Source organism: Micromonospora sp. NPDC000089, assembly GCF_042899365.1.
GTDB lineage: Bacteria > Actinomycetota > Actinomycetes > Mycobacteriales > Micromonosporaceae > Micromonospora.
Genome location: NZ_JBIAZT010000002.1, coordinates 324,020 through 345,609, shown reverse-complemented (window position 1 = coordinate 345,609; position 21,590 = coordinate 324,020). Strand labels below are relative to the sequence as shown.

Annotated in this window: 16 protein-coding genes; 9 read left to right on the top strand and 7 right to left on the bottom strand. The window is 75.6% G+C overall.

Features of this window, described 5'->3' with window-relative positions; translation table 11 throughout:
• Window positions 1-115 precede the first annotated feature (115 nt).
• Both ACFY3U_RS05015 and ACFY3U_RS05010 read left to right on the top strand, forming a co-directional pair.
• A complete protein-coding gene (locus ACFY3U_RS05015) occupies window positions 116-5,329 on the top strand; it encodes a WG repeat-containing protein (RefSeq protein ID WP_387195039.1) in 5,214 nt (1,737 codons plus the stop codon).
• 55 nt (window positions 5,330-5,384) lie between these two features.
• Window positions 5,385-6,383 (top strand): aldo/keto reductase family protein, encoded by a 999-nt coding sequence (locus tag ACFY3U_RS05010; protein ID WP_387195036.1) that lies wholly within the window; start codon window positions 5,385-5,387, stop codon window positions 6,381-6,383.
• Between the two features lie 137 nt (window positions 6,384-6,520).
• Here ACFY3U_RS05010 and ACFY3U_RS05005 read toward each other — a convergent pair whose 3' ends face one another.
• Together ACFY3U_RS05005 and ACFY3U_RS05000 are read right to left on the bottom strand one after the other, a co-directional pair.
• Window positions 6,521-7,348 (bottom strand): NmrA family NAD(P)-binding protein, encoded by an 828-nt coding sequence (locus tag ACFY3U_RS05005; protein WP_387195033.1) that lies wholly within the window; start codon window positions 7,346-7,348, stop codon window positions 6,521-6,523.
• Window positions 7,345-7,761: a nuclear transport factor 2 family protein gene (locus tag ACFY3U_RS05000; RefSeq protein WP_387195030.1), complete on the bottom strand. Its 417-nt coding sequence runs from the start codon at window positions 7,759-7,761 to the stop codon at window positions 7,345-7,347. The genes ACFY3U_RS05005 and ACFY3U_RS05000 overlap by 4 nt, the downstream gene beginning before the upstream one ends.
• A 106-nt stretch (window positions 7,762-7,867) precedes the next feature.
• Here ACFY3U_RS05000 and ACFY3U_RS04995 point away from each other — a divergent pair, with 106 nt between their 5' ends.
• Entirely contained in the window at window positions 7,868-8,425 is a 558-nt protein-coding gene (locus ACFY3U_RS04995) for a TetR/AcrR family transcriptional regulator (protein WP_387195027.1), read from the top strand.
• A gap of 40 nt (window positions 8,426-8,465) precedes the next feature.
• Here the strand turns inward: ACFY3U_RS04995 and ACFY3U_RS04990 are convergent, their stop codons facing one another.
• Both ACFY3U_RS04990 and ACFY3U_RS04985 read right to left on the bottom strand, forming a co-directional pair.
• On the bottom strand, window positions 8,466-9,266 hold the full coding sequence (locus ACFY3U_RS04990; RefSeq protein WP_387195024.1) for a site-2 protease family protein: 801 nt from the start codon (window positions 9,264-9,266) through the stop codon (window positions 8,466-8,468).
• A complete protein-coding gene (locus ACFY3U_RS04985) occupies window positions 9,266-9,466 on the bottom strand; it encodes a hypothetical protein (protein ID WP_387195021.1) in 201 nt (66 codons plus the stop codon). Before ACFY3U_RS04985 ends, ACFY3U_RS04990 begins: the two co-directional genes overlap by 1 nt.
• 150 nt (window positions 9,467-9,616) lie before the next feature.
• Here ACFY3U_RS04985 and ACFY3U_RS04980 point away from each other — a divergent pair, with 150 nt between their 5' ends.
• From ACFY3U_RS04980 to ACFY3U_RS04970, 3 genes are all read left to right on the top strand, one after another.
• Entirely contained in the window at window positions 9,617-11,476 is a 1,860-nt protein-coding gene (locus ACFY3U_RS04980; RefSeq protein ID WP_387195018.1) for a bifunctional adenosylcobinamide kinase/adenosylcobinamide-phosphate guanylyltransferase, read from the top strand.
• Between the two features lie 67 nt (window positions 11,477-11,543).
• Window positions 11,544-12,281 (top strand): adenosylcobinamide-GDP ribazoletransferase, encoded by a 738-nt coding sequence (locus tag ACFY3U_RS04975; protein ID WP_387195951.1) that lies wholly within the window; start codon window positions 11,544-11,546, stop codon window positions 12,279-12,281.
• Between the two features lie 66 nt (window positions 12,282-12,347).
• Entirely contained in the window at window positions 12,348-13,640 is a 1,293-nt protein-coding gene (locus tag ACFY3U_RS04970) for a DUF2314 domain-containing protein (protein WP_387195015.1), read from the top strand.
• A 16-nt stretch (window positions 13,641-13,656) separates the two neighbouring features.
• Here ACFY3U_RS04970 and gcvT read toward each other — a convergent pair whose 3' ends face one another.
• Complete coding sequence (gene gcvT / locus ACFY3U_RS04965; RefSeq protein WP_387195012.1) at window positions 13,657-14,784, bottom strand: glycine cleavage system aminomethyltransferase GcvT; 1,128 nt, start codon at window positions 14,782-14,784, stop codon at window positions 13,657-13,659.
• Window positions 14,785-14,946: 162 nt separating this feature from the next.
• Between gcvT and ACFY3U_RS04960 the strand changes: the two genes are divergently transcribed.
• On the top strand, window positions 14,947-16,521 hold the full coding sequence (locus ACFY3U_RS04960) for a leucyl aminopeptidase (protein ID WP_387195009.1): 1,575 nt from the start codon (window positions 14,947-14,949) through the stop codon (window positions 16,519-16,521).
• Between the two features lie 97 nt (window positions 16,522-16,618).
• On the opposite strand, the gene ACFY3U_RS04955 is transcribed toward ACFY3U_RS04960, so the two are convergent.
• Window positions 16,619-16,948, bottom strand: coding sequence for a hypothetical protein (locus tag ACFY3U_RS04955; protein WP_387195006.1), 330 nt, complete (start codon window positions 16,946-16,948; stop codon window positions 16,619-16,621).
• A 177-nt stretch (window positions 16,949-17,125) separates the two neighbouring features.
• On the opposite strand from ACFY3U_RS04955, the gene lpdA reads away from it, so the two are divergent.
• Window positions 17,126-18,517, top strand: a complete 1,392-nt coding sequence (gene lpdA / locus ACFY3U_RS04950; RefSeq protein WP_387195003.1) for a dihydrolipoyl dehydrogenase — start codon at window positions 17,126-17,128, stop codon at window positions 18,515-18,517.
• A 73-nt stretch (window positions 18,518-18,590) separates the two neighbouring features.
• Complete coding sequence (gene sucB, locus ACFY3U_RS04945) at window positions 18,591-20,477, top strand: 2-oxoglutarate dehydrogenase, E2 component, dihydrolipoamide succinyltransferase (RefSeq protein ID WP_387195000.1); 1,887 nt, start codon at window positions 18,591-18,593, stop codon at window positions 20,475-20,477.
• An 89-nt stretch (window positions 20,478-20,566) separates the two neighbouring features.
• On the opposite strand, the gene ACFY3U_RS04940 is transcribed toward sucB, so the two are convergent.
• A complete protein-coding gene (locus ACFY3U_RS04940; RefSeq protein ID WP_387194997.1) occupies window positions 20,567-21,514 on the bottom strand; it encodes an SDR family NAD(P)-dependent oxidoreductase in 948 nt (315 codons plus the stop codon).
• Window positions 21,515-21,590 lie beyond the last annotated feature (76 nt).

Here is a 21,590-nt window from a genome sequence, read left to right as displayed (position 1 = left end):
CTACGGCACCCGGGCAGCCCCGGCACGACAATTTGCAACGAGGTGACACCGCCGTGAGCGAGCGACGCGAGCCGGCCTTCGGGGAGCGCCGCACCCTCGGCGGAGGAGTCACGAGATGACCGACGGTTACCGCGACCGCTGGCGCGATCCGGCGGAACCGTCCTGGGTGGTCGAGCCGACCACCGAGTGGCACCCGCAGTTCCCCGGCCAGCGCTACCCCGGCGATATCGGCGTCCGTAACGCCCCGCCGCCGCGGGCCCGCGCGTCCGCGGTCGGCCGGGCCGAGGTGCCGCCGCTCGCCCCCACCCGGCCGGACGGTACGTACCTCGGCCGGTCCTGGGCCGACGAGGAGGAGCCGTCGGAAGGGCGGGCGTACCCGGCCGAGGGAGGATGGGCGTACCCCTCCGAGGGGCGCCGGTTCCCGGACGAGGCGTCCCGTTGGGCGCCCGACGAGCCGATCTGGCAGCGGGAGCGACGCCGGCCCGAGGCCGACCGCACCGAGCGGCGTCCCACCGAGCCCGGCCGCGCCGAGCGGCGTCCCGGCGAGCCGCGCGAGGCGCCGTGGCAGCGCGACCGGCCCGACACCCGCCGGCCGTGGCACGACCGCGGCGCCCCCGGCGTCGCGCCGGTGTCTCCCGCCGGCCGGCCGGAACCGGCCCGGGCCGACCAGGGCAACCCCGCCGAGCCGGGCTGGATGCCCGAACCGGACGAGGCTCCCCCGACCCGCCGGGTCGCGGCGCCCGAGCCGGCCGGATACGACCGCCGCCCGACCGAGGACGGCCGCGCCCGCCGGGGCCGCGACGACCGCTACGAGCAGCAGCCCGCCGCCGGGCACCGGGTCGAGCGCGATCCGACCGGGCGCTACCGGGACGACGAGCAGCGCCGCCACTCCCCGGAAGGCTTCCGCCCCGAGCAGCGCCGGTTCGCCTCCTACGGCCTCAACGACGACCGGCGCACCGCCGGCCGGGTCCTCGACGGGGATGTCGCCGCACCTCGCGGCCACGCCGATCGCTCGTACCACGACGGCTACCCAACCTCCGCGGAACAGATCCCGGTCGACGGGCGCTCGGGACGAGACGATCGCTCCGGACGCGACGGTCGTTCCCGCCTCGACGGCGGTCCGGGCCACCACGGCGCGGCCGGTCCCGATGGGCGCGCCGACGCCGACCGGCGATCGGGCCACGATGGTCGCGCGGCCACGGGCCACCGGGAGCAGGAAGGTCGGCCCGCGCCGGACGGGCGGTGGGACGCACCCACCCGCCAGGATCGACAGTGGGACGAGCGACCCGGGTACGACGAGCCGCGCCGCGACGAGTTCCGCGAGCGCTCCGCTCGCGAGGTGCGCGGCGCTGGCGAGGTGCGCGGCGTCGGCGAACAGCGCGGTGCGGCCGAGCAGCGCGGCCCCGGCGAACAGCGCGGGGCGGGTGAGCCCTACGGCCTCGACGGGTCCCGCGGTGTCGACAGCCCCCGTGGCACGGGCGAACGCGAGCTCCGGAACGGGTCGCGCGGGCGGGATGACCGTGCCTTCGGCGACGGCCATGACCGACGCGACGGGTACGACCCGCGCAGCCTCCCCGACCAGCACGACGTACGCAACGCGCTCGGCGGCTCCGACCAGCGGGACGGTCGCGACCAGCACCGTCCGGAGCGGCGCGCGGCTGCCGACGGGGCGTACCCGGATCGATGGTCGCCCGCGGCGGGCCGCCCCGCGGAGGCGTACCGCGAGCCGTGGAACCCGCGCGGCGCGGACCGGGACGGATCCCGGCGGCCGGCTCCCGAGTGGGGTCGCGACGACCGGCGCGCCGACCAGCGTCACGCCGAGCCCACCCCGCACCGGCCGGATCCCCGCCCGTCCCGGTCCGCGGAAACCCCTGCGGCACGCGCCACGCAGGGTCCGGCCCCAACCCGACCGGTCTCCGGCCCGCCGGTCTCCGGTGCGCCCACCTCCGGCGCCCCCGTCTCGGGCATCCCGACCTCCGGCGCGCCGGTGCCGGGCATCCCGACGTCGGGTGCCCCGGTGCCGGGTGCCCCGATCTCGGGCCCGCCTGCCGCCCATGCGCCCGCCCTGCCGGCTCGTCACCGGGGAGACCAGCCGACCGGCCCGCTGCACGGTCCGGTCCGCCCGCCCGCGGCGGCGTCGGCCGCACCCGGGGCGGCGGGCACCGCGGGAACGAGCGCCACCGGCGAACGGTCTCCCGCTCGCCGCCCCGACGCCGAGCCCGGCCCCGTGCCGCCCCCGGATCGGCGCCGCGAACCGTCCGAACCGACCTTGAGTCCAACCCCGGTCACCGACCGTTCCACGCCTGGGCGCGACGGCGTCCCGACGGGTCAGCGGCCGACGTCGGCTCCACCGTCCGGCCACCGCCCCGGCGACCCGCCACCGGTCGAACCGCGTCCGACCGCAGCGCCCGGCACCGACCGACGGCCCGGATCGGCGCCGCCGTCGCCCGCCGTCCCGTCGGCCGTCGAGCGGCCGGTCGACGAGGCGCCGAGGCCCGCCGCCCCGGTGCCGACTCCGCCTCAGGAGGCCGCGACCGGCGAGCCGGGCGCCCCTCGACCGTCGACACCGTCGGGGCTGGCCATCACCCCGGACCGGCCGCGTCGGTACGTACCGCCGCCACCCCGCCCCGACCCCGTGGCACCTCCGGCCGCCGTCCGGCCCGCCCAGCCCAACAGCTCGGAGGCCTGGTTCCGCCCGGCCCAGCCCGTGGCACCGACCGCGGACGATCCCATCCGGACGGACGACAGCCCGATGGGCCGGCCGGAGCCGGACTCGGCGGGCGCCGGTGCGGCGCACCCGCCCTCGACCCGACCGGAGGCCGACCCGGACGCTACGGCTGACCCGGACGCGACGGCTGACCCGGACGCTACGGCTGACCCGGACGCGACGGCTGGCCCGGACGCGGCCACCGCCACACCGGCGACGACCGGGTCCGCCGACGTGCAGGCCGATCCGCCTGCCATGTCGGTGCCGCCTTCCGATCCGGTGCCGTCCTCCCCGTCAGCGCGCGCCGCGGTGAAGGCTCCGCCGCCGGGTGCGGAGGCGCACCGCACACCGCCAGCCGACGTACCGCGCCCGAACCCGTCCGTGGACGCCGGGCCCGCCGACGCGGCCGACGACGCCGAGCCCGCCGACGCGGTCGTGGACAGTCCCCCCACCAACGTGCCCGCGGACAGTCCGGCCATGGACGCCCCCGTGGACCCGTGGCCGACCACCGCGGCACCGGTCGAGCCCGTCTCCACCGCGACCACGCCGCCGGCGACGTCCGAGAGTCGGTCGGAACCGACGCCGCCCACCGCCCCGGCGCCGCACCCGCACGGCCCGGTCGACGCGGCTCCGGGCGGGCTCGGCGACACCGACGGACCGACACCGGCCACCGTGGACGTCAGCACACCCGCACCGACCGGGGAGGACGCCGACGGTCCGACGCGCACCGACGGCGGCCCCGGCGCACCACGACCGAGCGATGCGGCCGGCACGATCCTCGGGGCGCGGGACGGCGGCCCCACCCACGCCGGCCAGGACGGCGGCACCACCGACACTGGCCGGGACGGCGGCACCACCGACACCGGCCGGAACGCGAGCACGACGCCCACGGGCCAGGACGGCCGCACCACGCCCACCGGCCAGGACGCGAGCACGACGCCCGCGGGTCAGGAGGAGCTGCCGGCAGCGGTCGTGCCACCCGCCCCCGTACCGACGATCGAGCAGTTCCCGGCACCGGCGACCAGCGCGCCGTCCCAGCCACCGGCCGACCCCGAGGGCGACCCCGGACCGGCGACGGCGCCCGTCGGCGACACCGCCGCGCCGGCCGCGGAGCCGGCCGTCACCGGCACGGATCCTGCCCCGGCGACCGGGGCACCCGCGACCACCACCTCCACGACCGGGGGACCCGCGAGCGGGGCACCCGGGAGCACCGCCCCCGCGACCACCGCACCCCCGGTCGACGCCCCCGCCGCGACCCCGCCCGGCATCCCCGCGTCCCCCACCGACGACCCGGCCCGCACGACCAGGTCGCTCTCCGACGGAGATCCCGAGCAGTTCCTGGCCGGATACCGGTGGCGGCTGGACCCGGAGACGCTGCGGGAGATCGTCGACGACCCGTACGAGCTGCGGCTGATCCGGCGCCGGTTGACCGAGAAGCTCGGCGCGTCCCTGGACAACCGGGCCCGGGCCCGGCTGCTCAGCCTGCGCGCGGTGGTGTCGCGGCTGGTGGACGACCTGGACGACGCGCTGGCCGACGGCCGGCTCGCGCTGACCTACGCGGAGGCGACCGGCGAGCTGCGGCGGACCGCGCTGGCCCGGGCCCGGCTGGCGGAGGTGCTGCGCCGCAAGGGCGAGTTCGCCGAGGCGGACCGGCTCTTCGCCGAGGCCGGCTCGAGCGAGCTGCCGGACCGGCTGCGGGCGGCGCTGCACGAGCACGCCGGCCGCTCCTGCTTCGACCAGGGCCGGTTGATGGAGGCCTGCGAGCACTTCGAGCGCGCGCTGGACCTGCGTCGCGCCGACGACCCGGAGCTGACCGAGCGGATCCGGGTGTCGCTGGATGCGGTGCACGCCCGGGCACGGGAGCGCGGCGGCTTCGGGCCGTACCCGCGCACCCGGGAGGAGGTACGGCACGGCCGGCGCTCCCCGGTGCCCACGTTCGACGGTGGCCTGCGGCGCTGGGGGTACGCGGACTCCGACGGCGAGCTGGTCCTCGGCTACGAGTACGCGCAGGCGCAGCCGTTCGGCGAGGGGATGGCCTGGGTCCGGCGCCCGGACGCCCCGGGCTGGGAGCTGATCGACGAGCGCGGCGGCACCCTGCTCGGTCCCGCGTACACGCTGGTGCGGCCGTTCTCCGACGGGCTGGCCTGGGTGTCGCCCGCCGGGGGCGCGGACTGGACGGCGATCGAGCCGGACGGCGCCGAGGTGACCTCGGGCGGCTTCGCGGAGGTCCGGCCGTTCACCGCCGGGGTGGCCGCGGTCCGCCGGGACGGCTGGGGTGCGGTGGACCGTAACGGCCGGCTGGTGGTGCCGACCCGGTACGACGGTTTCGCCACCGCGCTCGCCGACGGGCGGCGGTTGGACGGCTTCTGCGAGGAGGGGCTGGCCGTGCTGGATCAGGGCGGCCTGCTCGGCGTGCTGGACCGGCGGGGCAAGGTGGTGGTGCCGCCGGTCCACCGGGAGCTGGTGATCCACCCGGTGGCGTTCCTGGTGGGCGACGGGTCGGGCCGCTGGGGCGCGCTCGACCGGCGCGGTGGCCCGCTGATCGATCCGGTGCACCCGGGCCACGAGGCGGTGCTGGCCGAGCTGGACCTGCTGCTGACCGACACCCACCCGGTGCTCTGAGCCGCCCGGAACGCGCCACTGCGCGGTCGGACCGGGCCGGGACTAGGGTCGGGGTATGGAATTCCGTCACCTGGGCCGCTCCGGCCTGCTGGTCAGCGAGATCTCGTACGGCAACTGGATCACCCACGGTTCGCAGGTCGAGGAGGACGCGGCGCTGGCCTGCGTCCGGGCCGCCCTGGACACCGGCATCACCACCTTCGACACCGCCGACGTGTACGCCGGCACCCGCGCCGAGACCGTGCTGGGCAAGGCGCTCGACGGCGAGCGCCGCGAGGGGCTGGAGATCTTCACCAAGGTCTTCTGGCCCACCGGCCCCGGCCGCAACGACCGCGGCCTGTCCCGCAAGCACATCATGGAGTCGATCGACGGCTCGCTGCGCCGGCTGCGCACCGACTACGTGGACCTCTACCAGGCCCACCGGTACGACCACAGCACCCCGCTGGAGGAGACGATGGAGGCCTTCGCCGACATCGTGCACGCCGGCAAGGCGCACTACATCGGCGTCTCCGAGTGGACCGCGTCCCAGCTGCGCGAGGCCCACAAGCTGGCCCGTGAGCTGCGCATCCCGCTGGTGTCCAACCAGCCGCAGTACTCGATGTTGTGGCGGGTCATCGAGACCGAGGTGATCCCGGCGAGCGAGGAGCTGGGCGTCGGGCAGATCGTCTGGTCGCCGATGGCGCAGGGCGTGCTCTCCGGCAAGTACCGGCCGGGTCAGCCGCCGCCGGCCGGCTCCCGGGCGACGGACGAGAAGTCCGGCGCGGGCTTCATCGCCCAGTGGCTGACCGACGAGGTGCTGACCCGGGTGCAGCGGCTCAAGCCGCTCGCCGAGCAGGCCGGGCTGACCATGCCGCAGCTGGCCATCGCCTGGGTGCTGCAGAACCCGAACGTCTCGTCGGCGATCGTCGGCGCGTCCCGCCCGGAGCAGGTGCACGACAACGTCAAGGCCGCCGGCGTGACGCTGGAGGCGGACCTGCTCAAGGCGATCGACGAGATCGTCGAGCCGGTCACCGAGCGCGACCCGGCCAAGACCGAGAGCCCGGCCCAGCGCCCGTGAGACCCCCCCGGCCGGCGCGGCATCCCGCGCCGGCCGGGGTCCTCCCGGGGTACGCCGACCCTGACCCACCCCGCCGCTGCGCGCCGGCTCCCGGTGAGCGGGCGCGCCCTACCGCCCGACGGGCGACGACGAGCCGGTCATGGTCGCCTCCCGGCCAGTCGGGCCAGGCAGAAGTCTCGGAACGACCGGGGCGGTCGGCCCGTCACGTCCGCGACGGTGGCGGTGACGCGGTCCTCCGCGCCGGCGGCGACGGCCGTGTCCAGCCCGGCGAGGAAGCGGGCGAAGTCGGGCGGGAGGCCGTGATCCTCGTGGTACGCCGCCAGCGTGTCCTCGTCGACCGCCCGGTGCCGTACCGGGCGGCCGAGGTGGTCGGTGAGCGTGGCGGCGACGTCGGCGTAGCTCAACCGCTCGGGGCCGGTGATGACGTGCTCGGTGTCGTGGGAGGTCGGGTCGGTGAGGGCGCGCACCGCCACCTCGGCGATGTCGGCCGGGTCGACGAACCCGACCCGGGCGTCACCGGTGGCGCTGACGATCTCGCCACGTTCCCGGATGCTCGTGGCTTGCGGGTGCTCGCCCACGAAGTTCTCCATGAACCAGGAGGGTCGCAGCACCGTCCACTCGGGGATCATCCCGCCGAGGGCGGCCTGCACCTCGCCCAGTCCGGGCGCGCCGGCCTCGATTCCCGAGGAGCTGAGCAGCACGGCCCGCCGCACCCCGGCCCGCCGGGCAAGGTCCAGGAAGGGCAGCATGGTCGGCGCCGGGTCGGCGTCGCCGACGGGTGCGATCAGGTAGAGGCTTGTCGTGCCGATGAGCGCGGCGGCGTGGGTGCCGCGGTCGTACCAGTCGAATCGGGGTTCGCCCGCGGCCGGCCGGCGGCTCGCGACGCGGGCCGGGTGGCCCCCGGCGGCGAGTTTCGCGGTGACGAGTCGGCCGGTCGTTCCGGTGCCGCCGATGACGAGGATCATCCGCGCACCAGTCCCCCGCCGAGCAGCTCCTGCGCGGCCTGCGGGTTCCAGTAGTCGCGGTAGTGCACGAGGTACCCGTCCCGGATGGTCAGGACGGCGATGTACCGCAGGCGGTACGGCCTCCCGGTGGCGACGACGACACCGGAGGCGGTGAACTCGGCGACGATCACCGCCGGCTCCGCGGTCTCGTGCACCGTGACGTCCTCGATCTCGCGGATGTCGAGCAGCTCCGGATAGCCGATCAGATAGTCGTGCAGCGCGGCGCGGCCAGCCACCCGGCCCGGCTGCCCCGGTGGTGCGAACGGGAACTCCATGACGCCGTCGTCGGCGAACAGCGCGATGAATCCGGCCATGTCCTTGGCGAGCAGCAGGTCCATGGCGTGGTGGAACAGGTCGGTGGCGGCATTCGGCACGGTCGTTCCTCCTCGTCGGTGGCCACCCGCCATGATCTAGGATAAACGGACGGGTGGTCCGCTTTGACTGTAGCGGACCGACGGTCCGCTTGCGAAGGGGGTAGCTGTGCGCGCCGACGCGGCACGTAACCGGGAGGCGGTGCTCGCCGCGGCGGACCGGCTGTTCGAGACCGCCACCGACCCCGAGCAGATCGCCATGGACGACGTCGCGGCCGCGGCCGGAGTGGGCAAGGGCACTCTCTTCCGCCACTTCGGCGACCGGGTGGGACTCGTCCGCGCCCTCTACGCCAGGCGCAGCGAGCACCTACGGGCGGCGCTGGCGACGGATCGGTCGGGCGACCCGCCGACTGACCAGGTCATCGCGCTGCTGGGCGAGCTGGTCCGGTTCAAGAGGGAGAACCGGGTGCTCGCCCTGGCCCTGGAGAACGCCGGCAACGGCAGTCCCTACCGCGCCGAGTCGTACGAGGAGTGGCACGCCCTGCTGACCGCCCTCGTCTCCGCGGCGCGCGGCCCGGAATCGGCGGACTACCTGGCCCATGCCCTGTTGGCGGCCGTCCGCAGCGACCTCGTGGAGCATCTGCGCGACTGGCCTGACGCGCGCTGGGAAGCCGGACTGGGCGCACTGGTCCGGTCGGTGCTGAACGCCCCCCGCCCCACCGGCTGACCAGCCGGGCGGGAGGCGGATCAGCCCTGCCAGCAGCCGTTCAGCCCTGCCAGAAGCGGATCAGGTCGAGCCCCGCGCCGTAGAGCCAGGGCGGCAGGCCGAGCGCGTCGGCCACCGCGAAGACCGCGCCGAAGAACCAGCCGCCGATCCGCGGGTTCCACAGCAGCGCGAACAGCAGCAGGAAGCCGTACGGCGCGAACAGGTCGTACATCTTGCGGTACTGCGGGTTCAGCCACGGCTGGATCATGTTGCCGCCGTCCAGGCCGGGCACCGGCAGCAGGTTGAGCACGCTGGCGGTGAGCTGGAGAAACGCCAGCAGCGCCAGGCCGGCCCAGAACTCGATCGGACCGCCCGCGCCGAGGCCGATCCGCAGCACCGCCACCAGGATCAGGGTGAACAGCACGTTGGTGGCCGGGCCGGCGAGGCTGACCAGGGTGTGCCGCAGCCGGCCCGGGATGGCGTGCCGGTCCACCCAGACCGCGCCGCCGGGCAGGCCGATGCCGCCGAGCAGCACCACCACCACCGGCAGCACGATGGACAGCAGCGGGTGGGTGTACTTGAACGGGTTCAACGTCAGGTAGCCCCGGTGCGCGATGTCCCGGTCGCCGGCCCGGTAGGCGACCACCGCGTGCGCGTACTCGTGCAGGCAGAGCGAGACCAGCCAGCCGGAGACGACGAAGAGGAACACGTCGAAGCGGACGTTGCCGAACCTGTTCCAGGCCATCACCCCGCTGGCCGCGAAGAGCGCGACCAGGCCCAGGAAGATCGGGCTGGGCCGGAACGCCGCCCGGGGCACGCCGAGCACCAGCGGTTCCCCGCCCGGGCGGTCCCAGGCGGTCATCACTCCGCCGTCGGCAGCAGGCTCATCCGGTACTCCACCCGGTCGTCCTCGACGAGCGCGACCGAGGTGACGCCGGACGCCGCGAGCTCCCGCCAGGTCTGGCCGATCCACGACTCGGCGTCCGCCTGACTGCTGAACGCCTCCGCCGGTCCGTCGACCGACGCACCGCCCGTGCCCTCGTACCGCCAGCTCCACGCCATGCCGCGTCTCCCCTCGCCGCTCGCCGCCCCGGGGGCGGAACCCCCGCAAGCGTAGTCGGAGATCGCCGCGCCGGCCGACGCGCGCCGCCCGCCGGGAGGCCCGGCCGCCCGGCGGGCGGCCACCGGCCGGTCGGCTCTAAGGTACGGGGCATGTCCGTTGACGGGTGGAACACGGTCCTGGTGCTCGGCGGTACCCGCTCGGGCAAGTCGGAGTTCGCCGAGTCCCTGGTGGTCGACGCGGCCACGGTCCGCTACCTGGCGACCGCCGCGGACGCCGACCCGGAGGACGCCGAGTGGGCGGCCCGGTTGGCCGGTCACCGGGAGCGCCGGCCGGGCAGCTGGACCACCGAGGAGACCGCCGAGGACCCGCGCCGGCTGGCTGACGTGATCGCCACCGCCGGCCCGAACGAGACGCTGCTCGTGGACGACCTGGGCGGCTGGGTGACGGTGCTGCTGGACCCGGCGCACCAGCCCGCCGACGACGTGGCCACGATCGCCGAGCTGGCCGAGGCGGTACGCGCCAGCGAGGCGCGGATCGTGCTGGTCAGCCCCGAGGTGGGGCTGTCGCTGGTGCCGACCACCCCGCTGGGGCGGGCGTTCACCGACGCGCTCGGCGCGGCCAACCGGGCGGTGGCGGACGCCTGCGACGCGGTGGCGTTGGTGGTCGCCGGGCAGCCCGTCTGGCTCAAGCCGGCCGCCCCGGCCCGCCCGACCGCAGTGCCCGCCCAGCCCGCACCCGGCGGCGCGCACCGGCACACCGAGGTCGCCGCGAGCCGCCCCGCCGAGCAGCTCACCCTGGCGCCGACCGACGAGCCTGAGGCGCCGCTGCCGGACGTGCTGACCCCGTCCGTGCCCGACGAGCCGACCGCGGCCGACACCAACGGCACCGCCTGGGCGGCGCCGACCATGGCGCTGCCGATGGTCGCCACCGGCCTGGTCATCCAGCCCGGCATGGAGCTGCCGATGCCGGACGAGTACGCCGGTCCCCAGGCCGTCGAGCGGCTGGGCACCCTGGACGTGCCCGGAGCGGGCCTGGGCGTGCTGGACCGGGTGGTCGGCTTCGCCGCCGCCACCCAGGGCACCCCAACCCCCGCGCCCTGGACGAACGTGCGGGTGCTGCTGCTCTACGGCGACCACCAGGGCGGCGCGGCGGCCGGCACGCTGCCCGGTGAGTCCGCTCGGCGCGCGGGTCAGGCCCGCGCCGGCCGGGGCGCGCTGGCCCGGCTGGCCGCGGAGAGCGGCGCCAGCCTCCAGGTGGTGGACACGCCCAGCTCCGCGCCGATCGAGCAGGAGCCGGCGCTGAACGGCGCGGCGGTGGAGTCCGCGCTGCGCTACGGCTGGCGGCTCGCCGAGGAGGCCGCCGACGCGGGCGTACGGCTGCTGGTGCTGGGCGCGTGCGGCGCCGGCACCGAGGCGGCGGCCGCGGCGGTGCTGGCGGCGACCGCCGGCGCGGAACCGCCGGCGGTGCTCGGGCGGGTGCACACCGCCGACGGCGAGATCGACGACGCGGCCTGGATGGTCCGCTGCGCGGCCGTCCGGGACGCCCTGCACCGCACCCGGCGCTCCCCCCGGGACGCCAAGGACGTGCTGGCCGAGCTGGGTGGCGGCGACATCGCGGTGGCCACCGGCGTGCTGCTGGGCGCCACCGCGCGCCGGGTGCCGGTGCTGCTGGACGGCCCGGTCGGGCTGGCCGCCGGCATGGTCAGCCGGGACCTGGCCGGCCAGGCCCGGCACTGGTGCCTGCTGGCCGACCACGGCGGTCACCCGGCCGTCCGGCTCGCCGCCGACGTGCTCGGCCTGAACCCCCTGCTCGACCTGCGGCTCGACCTCGGCGAGGGGGCCAACGCGCTGACCGCGCTGCCGCTGCTGCGCTCGGTGCTGGCGCTGGCCGCCGCGCTGCCGGCGCACCCCCGCCTGGGCGAGCCGGACTTCGCCGAGCCCGAGCCGGCCGGCCCCGGGCCGGCCAGCACCGCGCCGGAGCGGGACCCGTCCGGCTGGCGTGCCGGCTGACCCGGGCCGCGGCGGCGACACTCCGACCGACCGGCCGGCTGGGCCGGGGCGGCTCGACGGGCTCCGGCTGGCGCTGACCACGTTCACCGTGCTGCCGGTGCACGCCGGCCGGGTCGACCGGCGCACGGCGGGCCCGGCGATGACCCTCGCCCCGCTGGTCGGGGCGCTGCTCGGGGCGGCGCTCGCCGGGGTGCTGCTCGGCGCCGCCGCGCTGGCGCCGCCGCTGGTCGCCGCCGGGGTGACCGTGGCCGCCGGCGCGCTCGCCACCCGGGGGCTGCACCTGGACGGGCTGGCCGACACCGTGGACGCGCTCGGGTCGTACCGCCGGGGGGCGGCCGCGCTGGAGATCATGAAGAAGCCGGACGTCGGCCCGTTCGGGGTGGTCGCGCTGGTGGTCGTACTGCTGATCCAGGCGGCGTGCCTGGCGGAGCTGGCCGGTCGGTCCTGGCCGGCCACGACGGCGGCCGTGGTCGCGGCGACCGCCGCCGGCCGGGCCGGGGTGGCGCTGGCCTGCCGGCGCGGCGTGCCGGCGGCCCGGCCGGACGGGCTGGGCGCGCTGGTCGCCGGCACGGTCGGGCCGGTGGCGCTGGTCGCCGGGGTGGCCGCGGTCGCGCTGGCCGCGGCGCCGGCGGTGCCGGGCCGCCCGTGGCAGGGGCCGCTCGCCGTGGTGGCGGCCCTCGCGGTCGCCGCCGTCCTGCTGCGCCACCTGGTACGCCGGCTCGGCGGGATCACCGGCGACGTGCTCGGCGCGAGCGTGGAGCTGGTCACCACGCTCGCCTACCTGGGTCTGGTGCTGTCCGGCTGAACGCGGCGCGGGCCGGCGGGTAGCGTTTCCCCCGACAGCACCGGCACGTCCTGGCGGGGGAACGACTTGCTCATCACCGACGACTTCCTGCCCGTGCCGGTCCCCGAGTCGCTGAGCGCGACCTACCTGGTGCCGATGGCCGGGCTGCCCCGGGTGAGCGCGAAGACCGCGGTGCAGGCCCTGGAGGGCCGGCTGGCCGGGCCGGTGCACGGCCTGGCGCGGCAGATGCTGGACAGCCCGCTGATGAGCGTGGACACCCGTACCATCGACGAGTTTCCGCAGCTGCCGCCGGATCTGCTCACCGCGTTCGGGGCCACCGAGGCGCAGCTGGGCCGGCTGGCCGCGGCGAGCCACCTGGTGGTGGTGCAGGCCGAGTACCGGCCGGGCTGGCCGCCGGCGCACGAGTGGGCGGCCCGGGCGGTGGCGGCGGCGATCGCCGAGTCGGTCGACGGCGACGTGGTGGACGTGTTCGGCCTGCAGTTCCTCGACCCGGCCACCGCGCTGCGCTCGCTGCCGGACGAGCAGGGCCGGGTACGCCTGGTCGACTGGGTGCTGGTGCCGTACTCCTCCGACGCGGAGGGGCTCTGGTTCACCACCAAGGGGCTGCGCCGGTTCGGGCTGCTGGAGTTGCAGACCCAGGGCGTGCCGGACCACCTCACCCGGGCCTGGGGCGCGGTGATGACCGGGGCGGCCCGCCGGCTGCTGCGGGACTGGACCGACGGGCTGGCCGGCGAGGAGGCGCCGGCGTTCGTGCAGCTGCCGGTGCTGGCCACGGTCACCGGGCACGACATCGCGGTGGCGTACGGCAATCCGGAGCAGCACGGCGCTACCGCCCCGGTGCTGCTGCGGCTGGAGCTGGACCCGGCCACCGACCCGGAGGCCGACTCGTTCCTCAGCCTCCGCCCGCCGCCCGGGCATCCGGGGCCGGACGGGAAGTACTACGCGGCGGCCTGCGCGACGCTCTTCTCCGGCATCCAGCCGGACGTCCGGTACGCCCGGGCCGGCGACGCGATGAGCCGGGCGGTCGCCACCGCCCGGGCCGGCCTGGACGGCATCCGGGCCCGGTTCCTCGCCGACGCCCTGCCGCCCGAGGCGCAGCTGGTGGTGAAGTACGGCCTCCCCGGCGACGAGGGCCCGGAGTACGTCTGGGCGGGGGTGACCTCGTGGGAGGCCGCCGAGCGGATCGTCGGCGCCAGCGCCAGCGATGCCGACACCGACCCCACCGTGCGGATCGGCTCACCGGTGGTGGTCGAGGTTACGGACGTCGTCGACTGGGCGCTGCTGGACGGCACCGGCGTCATCGAGGGCGGCTGGACCCAGGCCGTCCTGGACGCCGGCGAGCCCCCCACCCCCTCCTGACGGCCGGCCCCCCGGCTCAGCTCCGGACCGAGGGCTGGACGAAGGGCGGGCGGGTGACGCGCATCCGGGCGCGGCGGCCGCGGATGTCCACCTCCACCAGGTCGCCGTCGGCGAGCTTCGGGTCGGTGTCCAGCAGCGCCAGCGCGACGCCCTGCTTGAGCGTCGGGCTGAACGTGCCGCTGGTGACGGCGCCGACCTCGGTGTCGCCGGCGTACACGGTCATGCCGGTGCGCGGGATGGCCCGGTCGACGGCCTCCAGGCCGCGCAGCGTACGGGCCGGGCCGGCGGCCTTCTCGGCGCGCAGCGCGTCCCGCCCCCAGAACGCCGGCTTGTCCCAGCCCACCGCCCAGCCGGAGCGGGCCTGCACCGGGGTGATCTCCAGCGACAGGTCCTGCCCGTGCAGCGGGTAGCCCATCTCGGTGCGCAGCGTGTCCCGGGCGCCCAGCCCGCAGGCCCGCGGCGCGGGGTCGGCCGCGAACAGGGCGTCCCAGACCGCCACCGCGTGCTCCGCGGGCACCACCAGCTCGTAGCCCAGCTCCCCGGTGTAGCCGGTGCGGCAGACGGTCAGCTCGGCGTCGCCCAGGGTGGCGGTGGAGAAGCTCATGTAGTCGTGCCCGGTGGGCAGGCCCAGCGCGTCCAGCAGCTCCGCCGAGCGGGGCCCCTGCACGGCCAGCACCGCGTACGCCTCGTGCTCGTCGGTGACGGTGATCCCGGCCGGCGCGGCCGCGCGCAGCCGGCGGACCACCTCGGCGGTGTTCGCCGCGTTCGGGATGAGGAAGACGTGGTCGTCGGCGTGCAGGTAGGCGATGATGTCGTCCACCACGCCGCCGGTGGCGTCGTCGCAGCAGAGCGTGTACTGCGCCCGGCCGGGCCCGATCTTGGCCAGGTCGTTGCTGAGGCAGGCGTTGACGAAGTCCGCCGCGCCGGGGCCGGTGACCCGCGCCTTGCCCAGGTGGGACACGTCGAACACGCCGACGGCCTCGCGGACGGCGGTGTGCTCGCGCAGCACGCCGCCGCCGGCGTACTCCAGCGGCATCTCCCAGCCTCCGAAGGGGGCGAACTTGGCGCCGAGAGCGGTGTGCCGCTCGTGCAGCGGGGAACGTCGCAGCCGGGTCGCGGCGGCGTCGGAGGTCACGTCCGTCATGGGTGGCAACCTACCGGTGGGCACCCGGCTGGTTAGCATCGGCGGGAACCCGTCATGAACATCGGCGGGACGCGCCCGACCTCCGGCGGGTAGGTTGCGCCGGAGACCCTCACCGCCGGTACGCGACGACGCGACCGGCCCGGCCCGCCCGGAGTAGCCTCAGTGACATCGCCCGGTACCACCACCCTTAGCCTGGTCGACACCGACCCCGCCGAGCTCGCCGTCGACGCGATCGTGATCGGCCTGCACAGCCAGACGGGCGGGCAGGACGCCGCGAGCGGCCTCGCCGGCACCCTGCTGCTGGCCAGCGGCGCGGAGAGCATCGCCGCCGCCTTCGACGGCAAGCTGACCGAGACGCTGGCGCTGCTCGGCGCGACCGGCGGCCCCGGCGAGGTGATCAAGCTGGCCACGCTGGGCACCGTCTCCGCACCGATCGTCGCCGCGGTCGGCCTCGGGCCGGAGCCGACCGGCGCGGCGCCGGCCCCGGAGTCGCTGCGGCGGGCCGCCGGCGCGGCCGTCCGGGCGCTCGCCGGTGCGTCGCGGGTGGCGCTGACCCTCCCGCTGCCGGACGACGCGGACGCCCCGGCCGCGCTGCGCGCGGTCGCGGAGGGCGCGCTGCTGGGCGGCTACCGGTTCGCCGGCTACAAGACCCGCCCGCAGCCGGCCCGGCGCGAGCCGGTGGCCGAGGTGCTGGTCGCGGTGCCGGACGCCGCGGACGCCACCGCCCGGGCCGAGATCGACCGGGCCACCGTGGTGGCCGGCGCGGTCCGCACCAGCCGGGACTGGGTGAACGCCGCCCCGAACGAGCTGCGCCCGCCGGCCTTCGCCGACGCCGTGGCGACCGCCGCCCGGGCAGCCGGCCTGACCGTGGAGGTGCTGGAGGAGGAGGCCCTGCGCTCCGGCGGGTACGGCGGCATCACCGCCGTCGGCCAGGGTTCGGAGGCACCGCCGCGGCTGGTGAAGCTCACCTACACCCCGGCTGGTGGCGGCAACGGCAAGCGGGTGGCGCTGGTCGGCAAGGGCATCACCTTCGACACCGGCGGCATCTCGATCAAGCCGGCGCAGGGCATGTGGGAGATGAAGTCCGACATGGCCGGCGCGGCGGCCGTCGGCGCCGCCATGCTGGCGATCGCGGCGATCAAGCCGTCGGTGGCGGTGAGCGGCTACCTGCCGATGGCGGAGAACATGCCGTCGGGCGCCAGCTACCGCCCCGGCGACGTGATCACCATGTACAACGGCAAGAAGGTCGAGGTGCTCAACACCGACGCCGAGGGCCGGATGGTGCTCGGCGACGCGATGGCCCGGGCCTGCGAGGACGGCACCGACTACCTGTTCGAGACGTCCACCCTGACCGGTGGGCAGGTGATCTCGCTGGGCAAGCGGATCGCCGGCGTGATGGGCACCCCGGAGCTGTGCGAGCGGGTCAAGGTCGTCGGCGAGTCCGTCGGCGAGCCGGCCTGGCCGATGCCGCTGCCGGACGACGTGCGCAAGGGCATGGACTCCGACGTCGCCGACATCTCCCAGGTCAACGCCGGGATGGACCGGGCCGGGCACATGCTGCAGGGCGGCGTGTTCCTACGCGAGTTCGTCACCGACGAGGTGGCCTGGGCGCACATCGACATCGCCGGCCCGAGTTACCACTCGGGCGAGCCGACCGGCTACTGGACCAAGGGCGGCACCGGCGTCCCCGTCCGCACCCTGATCCAGCTGGTGGAGGACGTAGCCGCCAACGGCTGACCCCTCCCGCGCTGCCCCCGCGCACATTCCCGGAAAGAGTGGCCATTCCCCGGGGAATGGCCACTCTTTCCCGTGAAAGAGGCGCGTCAGGGGTGGGTCAGAAGAGTTCGGGGCGGCGCTTGCGGCGTTCGTTGTGGTCGCGCATGCGTTGCGGGTAGCCCATCAGGCGGACGTCGTAGATGGGGATGGCGAGGCGGTGGGCGAGGCGGCGGGCGCCGTCGGGGCCGTCGATCCGTCGCCGGGTCCACTCGCCGTCGTCGGCGATCAGCATGACCGTGGTCTCGGTGACCGTGGTCCGCGGCTCGATGTACGCCTCGACCCCGCGCCGGGTGCGCACGAAGTTCTCCAGGTGCTCGAGGTCGGCCCGGTCGGCCGCCCGCTCCCGGCTCGTGGTGCCCGCGCGCCTGCGTCGTCGGAAGAGCCCCACCGACCGTCCCTCCCCCGCCCGTGCTCGACAACGGTGCCCAGCGTACGTGTCGGCGACGTGTCGTTGGGCACCTCACTACGCGCCCCGAGTGGGGTAGTGACAAGATGACCGAGGTGGGGTGTGTCCCTGTCATCCCGCCGTGACCCCCGATGCAGCGACGCGACCTGGGAGTTGAGCGTGAGCGAGCCGAACGAAGCGACCTTCGACATCGTCATCCTCGGAGGTGGCAGCGGCGGCTACGCGGCGGCGCTGCGCGCCGCCCAGCTGGACCTGTCCGTCGCGCTGATCGAGAAGGGCAAGCTCGGCGGCACCTGCCTGCACAACGGCTGCATCCCGACCAAGGCGCTGCTGCACGCGGCCGAGGTCGCCGACAACACCCGCGAGTCGGAGCAGTTCGGTGTCAAGGCCGAGCTGCTCGGCATCGACATGGCCGCGGTCAACTCGTACAAGGACGGCGTGGTCTCCCGGCTCTACAAGGGCCTGCAGGGTCTGGTGGGCGGCGCGAAGAACATCACCTTCGTGGCCGGCACCGGCAAGCTGGTCGGCCAGAACACCGTCGAGGTCGACGGCAAGCGGTACACCGGCCGCAACGTGATCCTGGCCTCCGGGTCGTACGCGAAGAGCCTGCCCGGCCTGGAGGTCGACGGCGAGCGGATCATCACCAGCGACCACGCGCTCACCCTGGACCGTGTCCCCTCGTCGGCGATCGTGCTGGGCGGCGGCGTGATCGGCGTCGAGTTCGCCAGCGTGTGGAAGTCGTTCGGGGTGGACGTGACCATCGTCGAGGCGCTGCCCCGGCTGGTCGCCGCCGAGGACGAGGAGTCGTCCAAGGCGCTGGAGCGGGCGTTCCGCAAGCGTAAGATCAACTTCAAGGTCGGCAAGCCGTTCGAGAAGGTCGAGAAGACCGAGAACGGCGTCAAGCTGACGATCCAGGGCGGCGAGACGGTCGAGGCCGAGCTGCTGCTGGTCGCCGTCGGGCGCGGCCCGAACACCGCCGACCTCGGCTACGAGGAGCAGGGCGTGAAGATGGACCGCGGCTACGTGCTGACCGACGACCGGCTGCGCACCAGCGTGCCGAACGTCTACGCGGTCGGCGACATCGTGCCCGGCCTGCAGCTCGCCCACCGGGGCTTCGCGCAGGGCATCTTCGTCGCCGAGGAGATCGCCGGCCAGAACCCGGCCGTGATCGACGAGGTCGGCATCCCGCGGGTCACCTACTCCGACCCGGAGCTGGCGTCCGTCGGCCTGACCGAGGCGAAGGCCAAGGAGCAGTACGGCGCCGACAAGGTGAAGACCTTCAACTTCAACCTCGCCGGCAACGGCAAGAGCCAGATCCTCAAGACCAGCGGCTTCGTGAAGCTGGTCCGGGTGGAGGACGGCCCGGTCGTGGGTGTGCACATGGTCGGCGCCCGGGTCGGCGAGCTGATCGGCGAGGCGCAGCTCATCTACAACTGGGAGGCGTACCCGGCCGAGGTGGCGCAGCTCGTGCACGCCCACCCGACCCAGAACGAGGCTCTCGGCGAGGCGCACCTGGCCCTGGCCGGCAAGCCGCTGCACGTCCACGGCTGACCCCACACTCATTCCGCGACGCCGGCGGCACAGCGGGCGAGGATCGCACCAGGCCACGAAGGAGTTTCAGAACATGCCGGTATCGGTCACCATGCCTCGGCTCGGCGAGAGCGTCACCGAGGGCACCGTCACCCGCTGGCTCAAGCAGGAGGGCGACACCGTCGAGGTCGACGAGCCGCTGCTCGAGGTGTCGACCGACAAGGTCGACACCGAGATCCCGTCCCCCGCGGCGGGCGTGCTGAGCCGGATCGTGGTGGGCGAGGACGAGACCGCCGAGGTGGGCAGCGAGCTCGCCGTCATCGCCGGCGAGGGCGAGTCCGCCGGTGGCGGCGAGGCCGCCCCGACCGAGCAGGCCGAGCCGGCCGCCGAGCCGACGGCCGCCGCCGAGGGTACCGGCCCGGAGCCGGAGCAGCAGCCGGCCGCCGCGCCGGAGCAGCCGGCCGAGCAGCCGCAGGCCCAGGCCGCCCCGGCGTCGTCCGGCGCGGGCACCCCGGTGAAGATGCCGGCCCTGGGCGAGAGCGTCACCGAGGGTACGGTCACCCGCTGGCTCAAGCAGGTCGGCGAGACCGTCGAGGTGGACGAGCCGCTGCTGGAGGTCTCCACCGACAAGGTCGACACGGAGATCCCCTCGCCGGTCGCCGGCACCGTGCTGGAGATCAAGGTCGCCGAGGACGAGACCGCCGAGGTCGGCGCCGACCTGGCGATCATCGGCGCCGCCGGCGCCGCCCCGGCCGAGGCGAAGCCCGAGTCGCAGCCGCAGCCCGAGGCGAAGCCGGCCGCCCAACCGCAGGCCGAGCCGGCCCCGCAGCCGAAGCCGCAGGCCCAGCCGCAGCAGGCCCAGCCGCAGGCCGGTGCCGAGGAGCCGACCCCGGGCATGTCGTACAACGAGCCGTCGGCCGAGGCCGAGACCGCGGCCGAGCCGGCGAAGGCCGAGGCGGCCGCCCAGCCGTCCGCCCCGTCGCCGGCCCCGCAGCGGCCGACCGCCCCCGTTCAGGGTGGCGGCGAGGAGGCCGCCGGCTACGTGACCCCGCTGGTGCGCAAGCTGGCCGGCGAGCACGGCGTCGACCTCTCCTCGGTCAACGGCACCGGGGTCGGTGGCCGGATCCGCAAGCAGGACGTGCTGGAGGCGGCCGAGAAGGCCAAGGCCGCCAAGGCCGCTCCCGCCCCGGCCGCCCAGGCGCCGGCCGCCACCGGGGGCGCCCCGGCGCAGCCGGCCGCGAAGCCGCAGCCGAGCAGCAAGCGGGGCACCACCGAGAAGCTGCCCCGGATCCGCAAGGCCATCGCCAAGCGGATGCACGAGTCGCTGCACGAGATGGCGCAGTTGACCACGGTGGTCGAGGTGGACGTCACCCGGATCGCCAAGCTGCGGGCCCGCGCGAAGGACTCCTTCCAGCAGCGGCACGGCGTGAAGCTCTCCTTCCTGCCGTTCTTCGCTCTCGCCTCCATCGAGGCGCTGCAGGCGCTCCCGGTCGTCAACGCCCAGTTGGACCTGGAAGGTGGCACGATCACCTACCCGGCCGCCGAGCACCTCGGCATCGCCGTGGACACCGAGCGGGGCCTGGTGGTGCCGGTCATCCATGACGCCGGGGACCTCAACCTGGGCGGCATCGCCAAGCGGGTGGCCGACCTGGCCGAGCGCACCCGGACCAACAAGATCAGCCCGGACGAGCTCGCCGGGGCGACGTTCACGCTGACCAACACCGGCAGCCGGGGCGCGCTCTTCGACACCCCGATCGTGCCGTCGCCGCAGTCGGCGATGCTCGGCACGGGCGCCGTGGTGAAGCGTCCGGTCGTGGTCAACGACCCGGAGCTGGGCGAGGTCGTCGCGATCCGTTCGATGGTCTACCTGGCCATGTCCTACGACCACCGGCTGATCGACGGCGCCGACGCGGCCCGCTTCCTGTCCGCGGTCAAGGAGCGCCTGGAGGCCGGCAACTTCGAGGCCGAGCTGGGCCTGTAAGCCACCGCGCTGGGTCGGTGACCCGCTACGCGCACGAGGGCGCCCCGGTCGTGATCGACCGGGGCGCCCTTTTGTCTTCGCGGGACGGGTCAGCCGCGCAGCGTCTCCTCGGAGACCTGCCAGAGCCGCTGCGCGGCCTCCGGGTCGAGGGCGTACGCGGCCACTCCGGTGCGGGTGCCGGGCTGGTTGAGGCCGGCCTGCTGGCGGTCCTCGAAGTAGCGCCCACTCACGCCGTCGAGCAGCGGCGAGGCCGCCACCAGCACGGACGTGGCCGCGCCCTGCTCCGGGGTCTTCCAGCTCGGGGCGGCCGAGCCGCCGCTGGCCGCCCGCAGCCGGGCCAGCTCCTCCTCGGTCACGTAACGCTGCAGGTTGGTGCGGATGCCGCCGGGCATCAGCGCGTTGGTGCGGATGCCGTCGTCGGCCCAGCGCCGGGTCGCCTCCACCGCGAAGAGCACGTTGGCGGTCTTCGACTGCCCGTACGCGGTCCACGGCTCGTACGGCCGCCGGTGGAAGTGGGTGTCGTCGAAGTCCACCGCCGCGCGCAGGTGCGCGCTGGAGCTGACCGAGACGATCCGCGCGCCACCGGCCGCGGCGAGCGCCGGTCGCAGCCCGGTGGCCAGCGCGAAGTGGCCCAGGTGGTTGGTGGCGAACTGCATCTCCCAGCCCTGCGGGGTGCGCATCAGGGGCGAGGCCATGATGCCGGCGTTGTTGACCAGGATGTGCAGCGGGCCGGCCCAGGAGGCGACGAACGCGGCGACGGAGTGCTGGTCGGCGAGGTCGAGCGGGGCGACGAGAACCCGCTCGTTGCCGGTCGTACCCGTGATGTCGGCCGCGGCGACGCGGCCCGAGTCGGGCCTGCGGACGGCGAGGGTGACCTCGGCGCCGGCCGCGGCGAGCGCGCGGGCGGTCTCCACGCCGATGCCCGACCCGCCGCCGGTGACGATCGCCCGCCGGCCGGTCAGGTCGACGCCCCGCACGACCTCGGCGGCGGTGGTCCGGGCGTCGAAGGGCGTGCTGACTGGTGTGCTGCTGGTCATTGGTCCGTCCTTGTCCGAGGCGGCCGGCGTCCGGCCGCTACGATGAGAAGCGGAGGCCCCTCCGGTACGTCTCCGA